The following is a 14,598-nucleotide window of genomic DNA, read 5'->3' as shown; positions in this document are numbered from 1 at the left end:
CTTAGTCGCATGGTCAGGATGAGCGCAGAAGAGCGACGCGAGAGCGTGATTCGCGCGGCGATCACCGAGTTCGCCCGCGCCGGCTACAACGGCACCTCCACCGAGGTCATCGCCAAGCGTGTCGGAGTCTCGCAGCCCTACCTCTTCCGCCTCTTCCCCAACAAGCAGGCCATCTTCCTCGCGGCGTCCGCGCGATGCCTCGCGGACACCCGGCACGTCTTCGGGGAGGCCGCCGAGGGACTGGAGGGTGAAGAGGCCCTCGATGCGATGGCCGCCGCCTACCAGCGCCTCATCGCGGACGACCCCGAGAAGCTGCTGATGCAGATGCAGATGTACGTCGCGGTGGCGGCCGCCGAGGCGGCGGGCGACCACGAGTTCGGCAAGCAGGTGCGAGCCGGCTGGCTGGAGCTGTGGGACGACGTCCATCTCCACCTGGGCGCCGATATCGGCGAGACCACGACCTTCCTCGCCTACGGCATGCTCATCAACGTCCTTGTCTCGCTCGGTTTTCCCGCCGAGCACCGCATCTGGTCCAGCTTCGAGGAGTGAGCGTGGATTCATGAAGGCGGTCCGGTGTGTTTCTACGCCCGCAAAAGTTAGTCATCAATAACTAACCCCCTGGGGGAGCAGTGAACCAGAACCAGCAGCCCGGACGGCGCCCCGGCGCCGTCTGGACCCTCGCCATCACCAGCGTCGCCGGTTTCATGGCGGCCCTCGACAACCTCGTCGTCACCACCGCCCTGCCTTCCATCCGCGAGGACCTCGGCGGGGCCCTGGAGGACCTGGAGTGGACGGTGAGCGCGTACACGCTCACGTTCGCCGTGCTGCTGATGTTCGGCGCGGCGCTCGGTGACCGCTTCGGCCGCCGCAGGCTGTTCATCGTGGGCCTGGCGGTCTTCACCGGAGCGTCCGCCGCTGCTGCCTTCGCGACCGGTATCGACGCCCTCATCGCGGCCCGCGCCGTCCAGGGCGTCGGCGCGGCGATCATGATGCCGCTCACGCTGACCCTGCTCACCGCCGCCGTCCCGGCCGCACGCCGTGGCGCCATGCTCGGCATCTTCAGCGCCCTGACCGGCGTCGCCGTCGCCACCGGCCCGCTCATCGGCGGCAGCCTCACCGAGCACATCTCCTGGCAGTGGATCTTCTGGCTGAACGTACCGATCGGCCTCCTGCTGCTTCCCCTCGCCCGGTTGCGTCTGCACGAGTCCTATGCCCCGAACGCCCGGCTCGACGTCCCCGGCACCCTCCTGGTCAGCGGAGGCCTCTTCGGTATCGTCTACGCGCTGGTCAACGGCAACAGCGACGGCTGGACCAGCACCCGGATACTGTTCTGCCTGATCGCTGGCACCGTGCTGCTGGTGGCCTTCGCATGGCACGGCTCCGTCGCAAGGAACCCGATGCTGCCGATGAGCCTGTTCCGCAGCCGCGCCTTCTTCGGCATCAACATCGCGAGTCTGCTGATGTTCCTGGGGATGTTCGGTTCGATCTTCCTGATCAGCCAGTTCCTCCAGGGCGTCGCCGGCTACTCGCCGACCGAGGCGGGGCTGCGGATGCTCCCCTGGACCGGCATGTCGCTGCTCGTCGCCCCGGTCGCCGGCATCCTCTCCGACCGGATCGGCGGACGCCCGGTGGTCGCCACCGGACTGGCGCTCCAGGCGATCGGCCTTGCGCTCTTCGCGCTAGTCCTCGAACCGGGAGTCTCGTACGCGGCCCAGCTGCTGCCCGCGCTCGTCATCACCGGCGTCGGCATGGCGCTCTACTTCGCGCCCGCCGCCAGTGTGGTCATGTCCAGCGTCCGTTCCTCGGAACAGGGCATCGCCTCCGGGGCGAACAACGCCCTCCGCGAAGTCGGCGGCGCCCTCGGGATCGCGGTGCTCGGTGCGGTCTTCGCGGCCCGGGGCGGCTACGAGTCGCCGCAGGCCTTCTCCGACGGCACGGTCCCCGCGGTCTGGATCGGCGCCGGGGTGCTCGCCCTCGCCGCCCTGGTCGCGCTGCTGATCCACAAGAGGGGCACCCCACCGCGCGGTCCCGTGATCGAGCCGGCGGCCGCCGCCCACACCGGGGCCGACGACGACCGCGCGCCGGTCGCGGTCTGACCCGGTCTTTCTCACGGTCCGTGGCCCCGCCCGAGCGGCAGGGCCACGGACCGTACCCTTGTCCCCGTGCAGGAACTTCACGACGCCCCCCTCGCCCCCCTGACCACCTTCCGGCTCGGGGGCCCCGCGACCCGCCTCCTGGTGGCCACCACCGACGACGAGGTGATCGCCGCCGTGCGCGAGGCGGACGAGGCCGGCGCGCCGCTGCTGATCATCGGCGGCGGCAGCAACCTGGTCATCGGCGACAAGGGCTTCGACGGCACCGCACTGCGCCTCGCGACCCGCGGTTACGAGCTGAGCGGGACCAGCCTGGAGCTGGCTGCCGGGGAGACGTGGAGCGACGCCGTCGCCCGTACCGTCGAAGCCGGCCTCGCCGGCGTCGAATGCCTCGCCGGCATCCCCGGCTCCGCGGGTGCGACCCCCATCCAGAACGTCGGCGCCTACGGCCAGGAGGTCTCGTCGACGATCACGGAGGTCGTCGCGTACGACCGCCGCAGCGGTGAGGTGGTCGTCCTGGCGAACGCCGACTGCGGCTTCGCCTACCGTGACAGCCGTTTCAAGCGGGACCCCGACCGTTACGTCGTGCTGCGCGTCCGCTTCCGGCTGGAGGACGCGGGCGGCCTGTCCGCCCCCGTGAGGTACGCGGAGACGGCCCGTGCCCTCGGGGTCGAGGTGGGGGAGCGCGTCCCGGCCGCAACCGCCCGCGAGACCGTGCTCGGGCTGCGCGCGGGCAAGGGCATGGTCCTGGACGCCGACGACCACGACACCTGGTCGGCCGGGTCCTTCTTCACCAACCCGATCCTCACCGCGGCCGAGTACGAGACCTTCCTCACCCGCGTACGCGACCGGCTCGGCGACGGGGTCGCCCCGCCCGCCTATCCCGCCGGCGACGGCCGCACCAAGACCTCTGCCGCCTGGCTGATCGACAAGGCCGGCTTCACCAAGGGCTACGGCTCCGGGCCGGCCCGGATCTCGACCAAGCACACGCTGGCCCTCACCAACCGTGGAGAGGCCACCACCGAGGACCTGCTGGCCCTGGCGCGTGAGGTTGTGGCAGGGGTGCGCGACGCGTTCGGCGTGACGCTGGTCAACGAGCCGGTGACGGTCGGCGTCAGCCTGTAGCGCCTGCCTCGATAGGCGACGCCCAAGCCCTGTTCGGGCGTCGCGGGGTCGTGGGTCATCGAAAGCATCGCGTGCGCCACGTCGGCCCGCCCGATCGACCGGGCGCTGCGCCGCAAGCCGTCGCAGCCTCTCGACACCTTCGCGGCCGCCGCCCGCACCCTGCTGCGGGGTGTCGCCGTCGCCGACGACCCGCGCTGAACAGGAGCCTTCAGGCCGCCGGCCCGGTCAGCCAATCGTCGATCCCGGCGAGCAGCTTCTCCTTGGTCTCCTCCGGCGCCGCGGAACCCCGCACCGACTGGCGGGCAAGGTCCGCGAGTTCCGCGTCCGTGAAGCCGTGGTGGCGGCGGGCGAGCTCGTACTGTGCCGCCAGCCGGGAGCCGAAGAGCAGGGGATCGTCGGCGCCGAGGGCCATCGGGACGCCGGCCTCGTACAGCGTTCGCAGTGGCACGTCCTCCGGCTTCTCGTACACCCCGAGCGCAACGTTCGACGTGGGGCACACCTCGCAGGTGATGCCCTTCTCGGCGAGCTTGCGCAGCAGACGCGGGTCCTCCGCGGCCCGTACGCCGTGGCCGATCCGGGAGGCACGCAGGTCGTCCAGGCAGTCCCGTACGGACGCGGGGCCGGTCAGTTCGCCGCCGTGCGGAGCCGCCAGCAGGCCGCCCTCCCGCGCGATGGCGAACGCGCGGTCGAAGTCCCGTGCCATGCCGCGCCGTTCGTCGTTGGAGAGCCCGAATCCGACGATGCCCCGGTCCGCGTAGCGGACCGCGAGCCGGGCCAGGGTACGGGCGTCCAGCGGGTGCTTCATCCGGTTCGCCGCGATCAGGACACGCATCCCGAGCCCGGTCTCCCTCGACGCGGTGTCCACCGCGTCGAGGATGATCTCCAGGGCCGGGATCAGCCCACCGAGCCGTGGTGCGTACGACGTCGGGTCGACCTGGATCTCCAGCCAGCCCGAGCCGTCCTTGATCTCCTCCTCGGCCGCCTCGCGCACCAGCCGCTGGATGTCCTCCGCGTCACGCAGGCAGGAGCGGGCCATGTCGTACAGCCGCTGGAAGCGGAACCAGCCCCGCTCGTCCGTGGCCCGCAGCTTCGGGGGCTCGGCCCCGGTCAGCGCCTCGGGGAGGTGCACGCCGTGCTTGTCGGCGAGCTCCAGCAGGGTGGTGTGCCGCATCGACCCGGTGAAGTGCAGGTGCAGATGGGCTTTCGGCAGCAGGCTGACGTCTCGTACGTACGGGGGGTTGGGGGGGTGTTCCCCTGAAGAGGACGGCATTGAGTGATCCTGCCCCAGGTGGCCGCCGCCCGACAGGGGGTTTCCACGATCGGGTTCTTGTCCGGACGAAGGAACGGCCTGCGCAAACGCCTGAGCGGCGCCCGCCCCGGTCAGGGACGGACGCCGCTCGATCGAGTGCGCCGGCGGCTCTAGGCCTTCGCCTCGGCCAGCAGCTTCTGGATCCGGGACACGCCCTCGACCAGGTCCTCGTCGCCCAGCGCGTACGAGAGGCGCAGATAGCCCGGCGTGCCGAAGGCCTCACCGGGCACGACGGCCACCTCGACCTCGTCGAGGATCAGGGCCGCGAGCTCCACGGAGGACTGCGGACGCTGTCCGCGGATCTCCTTGCCCAGCAGGCCCTTCACCGACGGGTATGCGTAGAACGCGCCCTCGGGGGTCGGGCAGACCACACCGTCGATCTCGTTCAGCATTCGCACGATCGTTTGGCGCCGGCGGTCGAAGGCCTCACGCATCTCGGCCACGGCGTCCAGGTTGCCCGAGACGGCGGCCAAGGCGGCGACCTGCGCCACGTTGGAGACGTTCGACGTGGCGTGCGACTGCAGGTTGGTCGCGGCCTTGACGACGTCCTTCGGGCCGATGATCCACCCCACGCGCCAGCCGGTCATGGCGTACGTCTTGGCGACGCCGTTGACCACGATGCACTTCTCGCGCAGCGCCGGGACGAGGGTGGGCAGCGAGGTGAACCTCGCGTCGCCGTAGACCAGGTGCTCGTAGATCTCGTCGGTCAGCACCCACAGACCGTGCTCGGCGGCCCACTCGCCGATCGCGCGGGCGTCGGCCTCGCTGTAGACGGCGCCGGTCGGGTTGGACGGCGAGACGAAGAGGACGACCTTGGTCTTCTCCGTGCGCGCCGCCTCCAGCTGCTCCACGGAGACGCGGTAGCCGGTGGTCTCGTCGGCCACGACATCGACGGGGACACCGCCCGCAAGCCGGATCGACTCGGGGTAGGTGGTCCAGTACGGAGCCGGGACGATGACCTCGTCACCCGGGTCGAGGATCGCGGCGAACGCCTCGTAGATCGCCTGCTTGCCGCCGTTGGTCACCAGGATCTGGGCCGGGTCCACCTCGTAGCCGGAGTCGCGGAGCGTCTTCTCCGCAATGGCCTTCTTCAGCTCGGGCAGACCGCCGGCCGGGGTGTAGCGGTGGTACTTCGGGTTGCGGCACGCCTCGACGGCCGCCTCGACGATGTAGCCGGGCGTCGGGAAGTCGGGCTCGCCGGCGCCGAAGCCGATCACCGGACGCCCTGCGGCCTTGAGGGCCTTGGCCTTGGCGTCGACGGCGAGGGTCGCGGACTCGGAGATCGCGCCGATGCGCGCGGAGACCCGGCGCTCGGTGGGAGGGGTTGCAGCGCTCATGCGGCCCATGCTCGCAGACCGCAAACAGAGGCGGCACACAGGTTTCGAGTAGCGGACAGAACCGGTCAACGATGGGCGGCCGGGCCGGTCGGAAACGGACGGCGGGGCTTTGTGTTCGACGCCGGGCCTGGGAACACGTACACTCACTGGCTGTTGGCCCTCATCAGCCACGTCCGAGCCGGGCACTTAGTGCATCCGGGCGGATGCGGTAGGTTGGGGATCCACAAAGGGTCGTAGCTCAATTGGTAGAGCACTGGTCTCCAAAACCAGCGGTTGGGGGTTCAAGTCCCTCCGGCCCTGCTACACACACTTCGCCAGACTGTGTGCGCATGTACGTACTTCTATGCACCGCCGTGCGGCTCATCCGGGCGCGGCACGGCCACGACCCGGGATCAGGTGAGAGATCGTGACGGACGCCGTAGGCTCCATCGACATGCCTGATGCCGAGGATGAGACTCCCGAGTCGAAGAAGAAGAACCGCAAGGGTGGCAAGCGGGGCAAGAAGGGCCCGCTCGGTCGCCTCGGTCTCTTCTACCGCCAGATCGTCGCCGAGCTGCGCAAGGTCGTCTGGCCGACTCGTAATCAGCTGACGACGTACACCACAGTGGTGATCATCTTCGTTGTGATCATGATCGGCATCGTGCTCGCGCTCGACTTCGGCTTCCAGGAAGCCGTCAAGTACGTCTTCGGCTGATCCGCGGAGGGCGCCGGACTCGGCGCCCCTTTCGCATGTTCCACCCATCTGTATCCAGGAAGAAGCAGCCACCGTGTCTGACCCGAACCTGAACGACGCCGACCGTTCCGGCGAGAGCTTCGAGTCCGCCGAGGACGAGCTCGACATCGTCGAGGCGGCGGACGCCGTGGAGCCGGACCAGGCCGAAGTTGCCGACTCCGTGGCGGGCGAGCCGGCCGAGGAAGAGGCGCTGCACGTCGAGAACGACGACGAGGCCGCCGAGACCGGCGAGTCCGCGGACGCGCAGGAGCCGGCCGAGGCCGAGGAGGAGCCGGCGGCTCCCGTCGACCCGATCACCGCCCTCCGCGACGAGCTCCGCGGCCTCCCGGGCGAGTGGTACGTGATCCACACCTACGCGGGCTACGAGAAGCGCGTGAAGGCCAACTTGGAGCAGCGCGCCGTCTCGCTGAACGTCGAGGACTTCATCTACCAGGCCGAGGTGCCCGAGGAAGAGATCGTCCAGATCAAGAACGGCGAGCGCAAGAACGTCCGGCAGAACAAGCTGCCCGGTTACGTGCTCGTCCGCATGGACCTGACGAACGAGTCCTGGGGCGTCGTCCGCAACACCCCCGGCGTCACCGGTTTCGTGGGCAACGCCTACGACCCGTACCCGCTGACCCTGGACGAGATCGTCAAGATGCTCGCTCCCGAGGCCGAGGAGAAGGCCGCCCGCGAGGCCGCGGAGGCCGAGGGCAAGCCGGCTCCGGCCCGCAAGGTCGAGGTCCAGGTGCTGGACTTCGAGGTCGGCGACTCGGTCACCGTCACCGACGGCCCGTTCGCGACGCTGCAGGCCACGATCAACGAGATCAACGCCGACTCGAAGAAGGTCAAGGGCCTCGTCGAGATCTTCGGCCGCGAGACCCCGGTCGAGCTGAGCTTCGACCAGATCCAGAAGAACTAGCCGCTTCTGGACGCAAGACCTCCGAACAGGTCAGACCGCCTCTCGCAGGTTGTCTGACCTGCTCGGTTTTTGGCCGCGCATCAATACCCGTTATCGTTGTGCGGTATGCCTCCATCCGGATGATCGGGTGGCAGGCGGAAAACTCTCACTAGGACCCGGAGAGAGCAATGCCTCCCAAGAAGAAGAAGGTCACGGGGCTCATCAAGCTCCAGATCCAGGCCGGCGCGGCCAACCCGGCTCCGCCGGTCGGCCCCGCGCTCGGTCAGCACGGCGTCAACATCATGGAGTTCTGCAAGGCCTACAACGCCGCGACCGAGTCGCAGCGTGGCATGGTCGTGCCGGTGGAGATCACGGTCTACGAGGACCGTTCCTTCACCTTCATCACCAAGACTCCGCCGGCCGCCAAGCTGATCCTCAAGGCCGCGGGTGCGGACAAGGGCTCCGGCGAGCCGCACAAGACCAAGGTCGCCAAGCTGACGGCTGCCCAGGTCCGCGAGATCGCCGCGATGAAGCTCCCCGACCTGAACGCCAATGACCTCGACGCCGCGTCGAAGATCATTGCCGGCACGGCCCGTTCCATGGGCATCACGGTCGAGGGCTGACCGCCCCCGCAAGCCCCCAGTGGCAGGGCCAAGCGCTGGCCCGGACCACGACTCCACGCTCAACACATCAGGAGCAGAAGTGAAGCGCAGCAAGACCCTCCGCGCTGCGGACGCCAAGGTCGACCGGGAGCGCAACTACGCCCCGCTCGAGGCCGTCCGTCTCGCCAAGGACACCGCCGCCACCAAGTTCGACGGCACCGTCGAGGTCGCCTTCCGTCTGGGCGTTGACCCGCGTAAGGCCGACCAGATGGTCCGTGGCACCGTCAACCTTCCGCACGGCACCGGCAAGACCGCCCGGGTCCTGGTCTTCGCGACCGGTGACCGTGCTGCGGCCGCGGAAGCCGCGGGCGCCGACATCGTCGGCTCCGACGAACTGATCGACGAGATCTCCAAGGGCAACCGCCTGAACGAGTTCGACGCGGTTGTCGCCACCCCGGACCTCATGGGCAAGGTCGGCCGCCTCGGCCGCGTGCTCGGTCCGCGTGGCCTGATGCCGAACCCGAAGACCGGCACGGTCACCATGGACGTCGCCAAGGCCGTCACCGAGATCAAGGGCGGCAAGATCGAGTTCCGTGTCGACAAGCACTCGAACCTGCACTTCATCATCGGCAAGGTCTCCTTCGACGAGACGAAGCTGGTCGAGAACTACGCGGCGGCGCTGGAGGAGATCCTCCGTCTGAAGCCGTCCGCCGCGAAGGGCCGCTACATCAAGAAGGCGACCCTCACCACGACGATGGGCCCCGGCATCCCGCTGGACTCCAACCGCACCCGCAACCTCCTCGTCGAGGAGGACCCGGCCGCGGTCTGAGACCGACGACCGGGGCCCTGACGGGCACGCGTGCTGTGCGACCGGCCCCCACCGCTCCTCGGAGCGGTGGGGGCCGGTTCATTTCGACTGTCCATGTTTACCGGCCGTCCTCGTCGGCCGGACATCGGCGGTGTTCGTCGTAGCCTCGACGGCGGACTTCTCGGTGCCGGCCGGCAGCTTCCCGCTCCCCGTCCGTGAGGACGTCGAGCGGGGTGTTGGTCTTCCATCATCTCGGCGACCGTGAGGGAGCCCCTGGAGGCCGGGTGTCCACGCTGTGGGTCTTCTACGGGCCGATGCACTCGGGGTTCCGTGGTCTCGCCGCTCTCGAGGGCGGCCGGCGCTGCGGATGACCCGATTTGCGTGAGCGGGAGCCGTTCCCGTACTCTCCCTGAGAAGCCAAAGACCGCTGGTCGTTGCCGTGCTCTCCTTCCGAGGGTCCGGTGGCCGAAGGATCCGCTCAGCAGCGGACGACCCGCGCAGGTGACTCTGGAAGCAAGTTCCCGGAAGCGATTCCGGTCGAGCTGAGCCCCGTGCGCCTGCGCCGGGGCGTTTCGTTTTGTTCAGCCCCTTCTGAGCGGTCCTCATCACCCGGAAGGAGGCCGACGCTCTATGGCAAGGCCCGACAAGGCTGCCGCGGTGGCCGAGCTCGCGGAGCAGTTCCGCAGCTCGAACGCCGCCGTGCTGACCGAGTACCGGGGTCTCACCGTGGCTCAGCTCAAGCAGCTGCGCCGTTCGCTCGGTGAGAACGCCCAGTACGCCGTGGTGAAGAACACGCTGACCAAGATTGCGGCCAACGAGGCCGGGATCAACACGCTCGACGACCAGTTCAATGGTCCGACGGCGGTTGCCTTCATCACCGGTGACCCGGTGGAGTCGGCGAAGGGTCTTCGTGACTTCGCCAAGGACAACCCGAACCTGATCATCAAGGGCGGTGTCCTTGATGGCAAGGCGCTGTCCGCCGATGAGATCAAGAAGCTTGCGGACCTCGAGTCCCGCGAGGTTCTGCTCGCCAAGCTGGCGGGCGCCATGAAGGGCAAGCAGTCCCAGACTGCCGCGCTCTTCCAGGCGCTTCCCTCGAAGTTCGTCCGCACCGCGGAGGCGCTTCGTGCCAAGCAGGCCGAGCAGGGCGGTGCCGAGTAACTCGGCTCGCGCATTGACCGACGCCGCCTGAGGCGCCGGTCGCAGCGGGCCGAACGTACGCCCGCCTCACATGTACATCGGCACCAGCCGAATGAGTGGAAGGACGCCATCATGGCGAAGCTGTCCCAGGACGACCTGCTTGCGCAGTTCGAGGAGATGACCCTCATCGAGCTCTCCGAGTTCGTGAAGGCCTTCGAGGAGAAGTTCGACGTCACCGCCGCCGCTCCGGTCGCCGCTGTCGGCGTTGCCGCCCCGGGCGCCCCGGTCGAGGCCGCTGCCGAGCAGGACGAGTTCGACGTCATCCTCACCGGCGCCGGCGAGAAGAAGATCCAGGTCATCAAGGTCGTGCGTGAGCTGACCTCGCTGGGTCTGAAGGAGGCCAAGGACCTCGTCGACGGCACCCCGAAGCCGGTCCTCGAGAAGGTCGCCAAGGAGGCCGCGGACAAGGCTGCCGAGTCCCTCAAGGCCGCCGGCGCCTCCGTCGAGGTCAAGTGACCTCGTCGAGTCTCTGACTCGCCGCGCGTAACGCACGCACACCGAAGGGCGATCATCCAACTGGGTGGTCGCCCTTCGGCATACCCGCCGAGGCTGCCTTGATCTTCCCCCTCCGGGGAGTATGGTGATCTTCGCCGTGCGCCCCTCACGGCGGCAGACGACGGTCCCGGAGCAGCAGCTCAGGGACAGGGGCCTTGACGAACCGCACGCATCGCGCAATTCTCAGGACGCGTCGTCGAGGCGATCCACGTTCCGAGGCATGGATCGGCGACCGAACGGGCAGTATCGATGTGCGCCTCACGGCGCATGGGTTCGCAGCGGAGATGAGAAAAACGAGGGTCTCGAGGGTCTCGAAAACCCGCACTGGACATCAGTGTGCCAAGTGGCTACACTGACCCTTTGCGCTGCCTGTTAGCTGCCCTCTGCCCGTCACCAGGGGCATGCCCGTGTCTGAGCATCGGATGAAGAACAGCCCCAGCTGGGGTTTCTCCCTCCGTGCACAGCAGGGGACCGGTACGCGCGTAGTGAGTCCGAGCCCTCGGAAGGACCCCCTCTTGGCCGCCTCGCGCAACGCCTCGACCGCGAATACGAACAACGGCGCCAGCACTGCCCCGCTGCGCATCTCCTTTGCAAAGATCAAGGAGCCCCTCGAGGTTCCGAACCTCCTTGCGCTGCAGACCGAGAGCTTTGACTGGCTGCTCGGCAATGCCGCATGGAAGGCTCGTGTCGAGGCGGCTCTCGAAAGCGGACAGGACGTCCCCACGAAGTCCGGTCTGGAGGAGATCTTCGAGGAGATCTCCCCGATCGAGGACTTCTCCGGGTCGATGTCGCTGACCTTCCGCGACCACCGCTTCGAGCCCCCGAAGAACTCGATCGACGAGTGCAAGGAGCGCGACTTCACGTACGCGGCCCCGCTCTTCGTCACCGCCGAGTTCACCAACAACGAGACCGGCGAGATCAAGTCCCAGACGGTCTTCATGGGCGACTTCCCGCTCATGACCAACAAGGGCACCTTCGTCATCAACGGCACCGAGCGTGTCGTGGTGTCCCAGCTGGTCCGCTCGCCGGGTGTCTACTTCGACTCCTCCATCGACAAGACGTCCGACAAGGACATCTTCACCGCCAAGATCATCCCGTCCCGGGGTGCCTGGCTGGAGATGGAGATCGACAAGCGCGACATGGTCGGTGTCCGTATCGACCGCAAGCGCAAGCAGTCCGTCACCGTGCTGCTCAAGGCGCTCGGCTGGACCACCGAGCAGATCCTCGAGGAGTTCGGCGAGTACGAGTCGATGCGCGCCACCCTGGAGAAGGACCACACCCAGGGCCAGGACGACGCGCTGCTCGACATCTACCGCAAGCTGCGTCCGGGCGAGCCGCCGACGCGTGAGGCCGCTCAGACGCTGCTCGAGAACCTCTACTTCAACCCGAAGCGCTACGACCTCGCCAAGGTCGGCCGCTACAAGGTGAACAAGAAGCTCGGCGCCGACGAGCCGCTGGACGCCGGTGTGCTCACCACCGACGACGTCATCGCCACCATCAAGTACCTGGTCAAGCTGCACGCCGGCGAGACCGAGACGGTGGGCGAGTCCGGCACCCAGATCGTCGTCGAGACCGACGACATCGACCACTTCGGCAACCGTCGTCTGCGCAATGTCGGCGAGCTCATCCAGAACCAGGTCCGTACGGGTCTGGCTCGTATGGAGCGCGTCGTGCGCGAGCGCATGACCACCCAGGACGTCGAGGCGATCACGCCGCAGACCCTGATCAACATCCGGCCGGTCGTCGCCTCCATCAAGGAGTTCTTCGGCACCAGCCAGCTGTCGCAGTTCATGGACCAGAACAACCCGCTGTCGGGTCTCACCCACAAGCGCCGTCTGTCGGCTCTTGGTCCGGGTGGTCTCTCCCGTGAGCGGGCCGGCTTCGAGGTCCGTGACGTGCACCCGTCGCACTACGGCCGCATGTGCCCGATCGAGACCCCTGAAGGCCCGAACATCGGTCTGATCGGCTCGCTCGCGTCCTACGGCCGGGTCAACGCGTTCGGCTTCGTCGAGACGCCGTACCGCAAGGTCACCGACGGCCAGGTCACCGACGAGGTCGACTACCTGACCGCCGACGAGGAGGACCGCTTCGTCATCGCCCAGGCGAACGCCACCCTGAGCGACGAACTGCGCTTCACCGAGGCGCGCGTGCTGGTCCGCCGTCGTGGCGGCGAGGTCGACTACGTCCCGCCGACCGAGGTCGACTACATGGACGTCTCGCCGCGCCAGATGGTGTCGGTGGCCACGGCCATGATCCCGTTCCTCGAGCACGACGACGCCAACCGTGCCCTCATGGGCGCGAACATGATGCGCCAGGCCGTTCCGCTCATCAAGGCGGAGGCCCCGCTCGTCGGCACGGGCATGGAGTACCGGTGTGCCACCGACGCCGGTGACGTGATCAAGGCCGAGAAGGACGGTGTCATCCAGGAGGTCTCGGCCGACTACGTCACCGTCGCCAACGACGACGGCACGTACACCACGTACCGCATCGCCAAGTTCTCCCGCTCCAACCAGGGCACCTCGGTCAACCAGAAGGTCATCGTCTCCGAGGGTGACCGGGTGATCGAGGGCCAGGTCCTCGCCGACGGCCCCGCCACCGAGAACGGTGAGATGGCGCTCGGCAAGAACCTGCTCGTGGCGTTCATGCCGTGGGAGGGTCACAACTACGAGGACGCGATCATCCTGTCGCAGCGCCTCGTGCAGGACGACGTCCTCTCCTCGATCCACATCGAGGAGCACGAGGTCGACGCCCGTGACACCAAGCTCGGCCCCGAGGAGATCACCCGGGACATCCCGAACGTCTCCGAGGAGGTCCTCGCGGACCTCGACGAGCGCGGCATCATCCGTATCGGTGCCGAGGTCGTCGCCGGCGACATCCTGGTCGGCAAGGTCACGCCCAAGGGTGAGACCGAGCTGACCCCGGAGGAGCGTCTGCTGCGCGCGATCTTCGGTGAGAAGGCGCGCGAGGTCCGTGACACCTCGCTGAAGGTGCCGCACGGCGAGACCGGCAAGGTCATCGGTGTGCGCGTCTTCGACCGCGAGGAGGGCGACGAGCTTCCCCCGGGCGTCAACCAGCTGGTCCGCGTCTACGTGGCCCAGAAGCGCAAGATCACCGATGGTGACAAGCTCGCCGGCCGTCACGGCAACAAGGGCGTCATCTCGAAGATCCTGCCGATCGAGGACATGCCGTTCCTGGAGGACGGCACCCCGGTCGACATCATCCTCAACCCGCTGGGTGTCCCGTCCCGAATGAACCCGGGGCAGGTCCTGGAGATCCACCTCGGCTGGCTCGCCAGCCGCGGCTGGGACGTCTCCGGGCTGGCGGACGACTGGGCGCAGCGCCTGCAGTCCATCGGCGCCGACCAGGTCGCTCCCGGCACCAACGTCGCGACCCCGGTCTTCGACGGTGCGCGTGAGGACGAGATCGCCGGCCTCTTCGACGCCACGATCCCCAACCGCGACGGCGACCGCCTGGTCCAGTCGTCCGGCAAGGCCAACCTGTTCGACGGCCGCTCCGGCGAGCCGTTCCCGGACCCGATCTCGGTCGGGTACATGTACATCCTCAAGCTCCACCACCTGGTCGACGACAAGCTGCACGCCCGTTCGACCGGTCCGTACTCGATGATCACCCAGCAGCCGCTGGGTGGTAAGGCCCAGTTCGGTGGCCAGCGGTTCGGAGAGATGGAGGTGTGGGCACTCGAGGCGTACGGAGCGGCCTACGCCCTCCAGGAACTGCTGACCATCAAGTCCGACGACGTCACCGGCCGCGTGAAGGTCTACGAGGCCATCGTCAAGGGCGAGAACATCCCCGAGCCCGGCATTCCCGAGTCCTTCAAGGTGCTCATCAAGGAAATGCAGTCGCTCTGCCTCAACGTGGAGGTGCTCTCCTCGGACGGCATGTCCATCGAGATGCGCGACACGGACGAGGACGTCTTCCGCGCCGCGGAGGAGCTCGGTATCGACCTGTCCCGGCGTGAGCCGAGCAGCGTCGAAGAGGTCTGACGGGCCTGGCGGGGG

The 14,598-nt window shown here is 68.1% G+C and carries 11 protein-coding genes, 1 tRNA gene and 2 pseudogenes; 11 read left to right on the top strand and 3 right to left on the bottom strand.

What is annotated here, in order from left to right; all coding sequences use genetic code 11:
- The first annotated feature begins 9 nt into the window (after positions 1-9).
- From IE198_RS15725 to IE198_RS15715, 3 genes and pseudogenes are all read left to right on the top strand, one after another.
- Positions 10-549, top strand: a complete 540-nt coding sequence (locus tag IE198_RS15725; protein ID WP_189886899.1) for a TetR/AcrR family transcriptional regulator — start codon at positions 10-12, stop codon at positions 547-549.
- A gap of 80 nt (positions 550-629) precedes the next feature.
- Positions 630-2,096 (top strand): MFS transporter, encoded by a 1,467-nt coding sequence (locus tag IE198_RS15720; protein WP_189886897.1) that lies wholly within the window; start codon positions 630-632, stop codon positions 2,094-2,096.
- A 48-nt stretch (positions 2,097-2,144) separates the two neighbouring features.
- Positions 2,145-3,218 (top strand): annotated as a pseudogene (locus IE198_RS15715) (UDP-N-acetylmuramate dehydrogenase); the annotation flags it as partial.
- A gap of 11 nt (positions 3,219-3,229) precedes the next feature.
- Here the strand turns inward: IE198_RS15715 and IE198_RS36920 are convergent.
- The 3 genes and pseudogenes from IE198_RS36920 to IE198_RS15705 all read right to left on the bottom strand — a co-directional run.
- Positions 3,230-3,337 (bottom strand): annotated as a pseudogene (locus IE198_RS36920) (epimerase); the annotation flags it as partial.
- Between the two features lie 89 nt (positions 3,338-3,426).
- Positions 3,427-4,488: an adenosine deaminase gene (locus IE198_RS15710; protein ID WP_189886893.1), complete on the bottom strand. Its 1,062-nt coding sequence runs from the start codon at positions 4,486-4,488 to the stop codon at positions 3,427-3,429.
- A gap of 149 nt (positions 4,489-4,637) precedes the next feature.
- A complete protein-coding gene (locus tag IE198_RS15705; protein WP_189886892.1) occupies positions 4,638-5,864 on the bottom strand; it encodes a pyridoxal phosphate-dependent aminotransferase in 1,227 nt (408 codons plus the stop codon).
- A gap of 227 nt (positions 5,865-6,091) precedes the next feature.
- On the opposite strand from IE198_RS15705, the gene IE198_RS15700 reads away from it, so the two are divergent.
- The 8 genes from IE198_RS15700 (at position 6,092) to rpoB (ending at position 14,583) form a co-directional block, all read left to right on the top strand.
- Positions 6,092-6,164 (top strand) — tRNA-Trp (locus IE198_RS15700).
- Positions 6,165-6,270: 106 nt separating this feature from the next.
- The gene (gene secE / locus IE198_RS15695) at positions 6,271-6,558 is read left to right on the top strand and encodes a preprotein translocase subunit SecE (protein WP_100108588.1); all 288 of its coding nucleotides are present in this window, start codon (positions 6,271-6,273) and stop codon (positions 6,556-6,558) included.
- Between the two features lie 73 nt (positions 6,559-6,631).
- Positions 6,632-7,498 carry a transcription termination/antitermination protein NusG gene (gene nusG / locus IE198_RS15690; protein ID WP_189886890.1) on the top strand — a complete coding sequence of 289 codons (867 nt, stop codon included), beginning with the start codon at positions 6,632-6,634 and terminating at the stop codon, positions 7,496-7,498.
- A 167-nt stretch (positions 7,499-7,665) separates the two neighbouring features.
- The gene (rplK, locus tag IE198_RS15685; protein WP_189886888.1) at positions 7,666-8,100 is read left to right on the top strand and encodes a 50S ribosomal protein L11; all 435 of its coding nucleotides are present in this window, start codon (positions 7,666-7,668) and stop codon (positions 8,098-8,100) included.
- Between the two features lie 79 nt (positions 8,101-8,179).
- Complete coding sequence (rplA, locus tag IE198_RS15680) at positions 8,180-8,908, top strand: 50S ribosomal protein L1 (RefSeq protein ID WP_189886886.1); 729 nt, start codon at positions 8,180-8,182, stop codon at positions 8,906-8,908.
- A 609-nt stretch (positions 8,909-9,517) separates the two neighbouring features.
- Entirely contained in the window at positions 9,518-10,048 is a 531-nt protein-coding gene (gene rplJ / locus IE198_RS15675; RefSeq protein ID WP_100108592.1) for a 50S ribosomal protein L10, read from the top strand.
- Positions 10,049-10,159: 111 nt separating this feature from the next.
- Positions 10,160-10,543, top strand: coding sequence for a 50S ribosomal protein L7/L12 (rplL, locus tag IE198_RS15670; protein ID WP_100108593.1), 384 nt, complete (start codon positions 10,160-10,162; stop codon positions 10,541-10,543).
- 554 nt (positions 10,544-11,097) lie between these two features.
- Positions 11,098-14,583 (top strand): DNA-directed RNA polymerase subunit beta, encoded by a 3,486-nt coding sequence (gene rpoB / locus IE198_RS15665; RefSeq protein ID WP_189886884.1) that lies wholly within the window; start codon positions 11,098-11,100, stop codon positions 14,581-14,583.
- Positions 14,584-14,598 lie beyond the last annotated feature (15 nt).

Origin of the sequence: Streptomyces xantholiticus (assembly GCF_014651015.1) — a bacterium.
In the GTDB taxonomy this organism is placed as follows: Bacteria; Actinomycetota; Actinomycetes; order Streptomycetales; family Streptomycetaceae; genus Streptomyces; species Streptomyces xantholiticus.
Note: the sequence above shows the minus strand (reverse complement) of the source record. Positions and strands in the feature narration are given on the sequence as shown.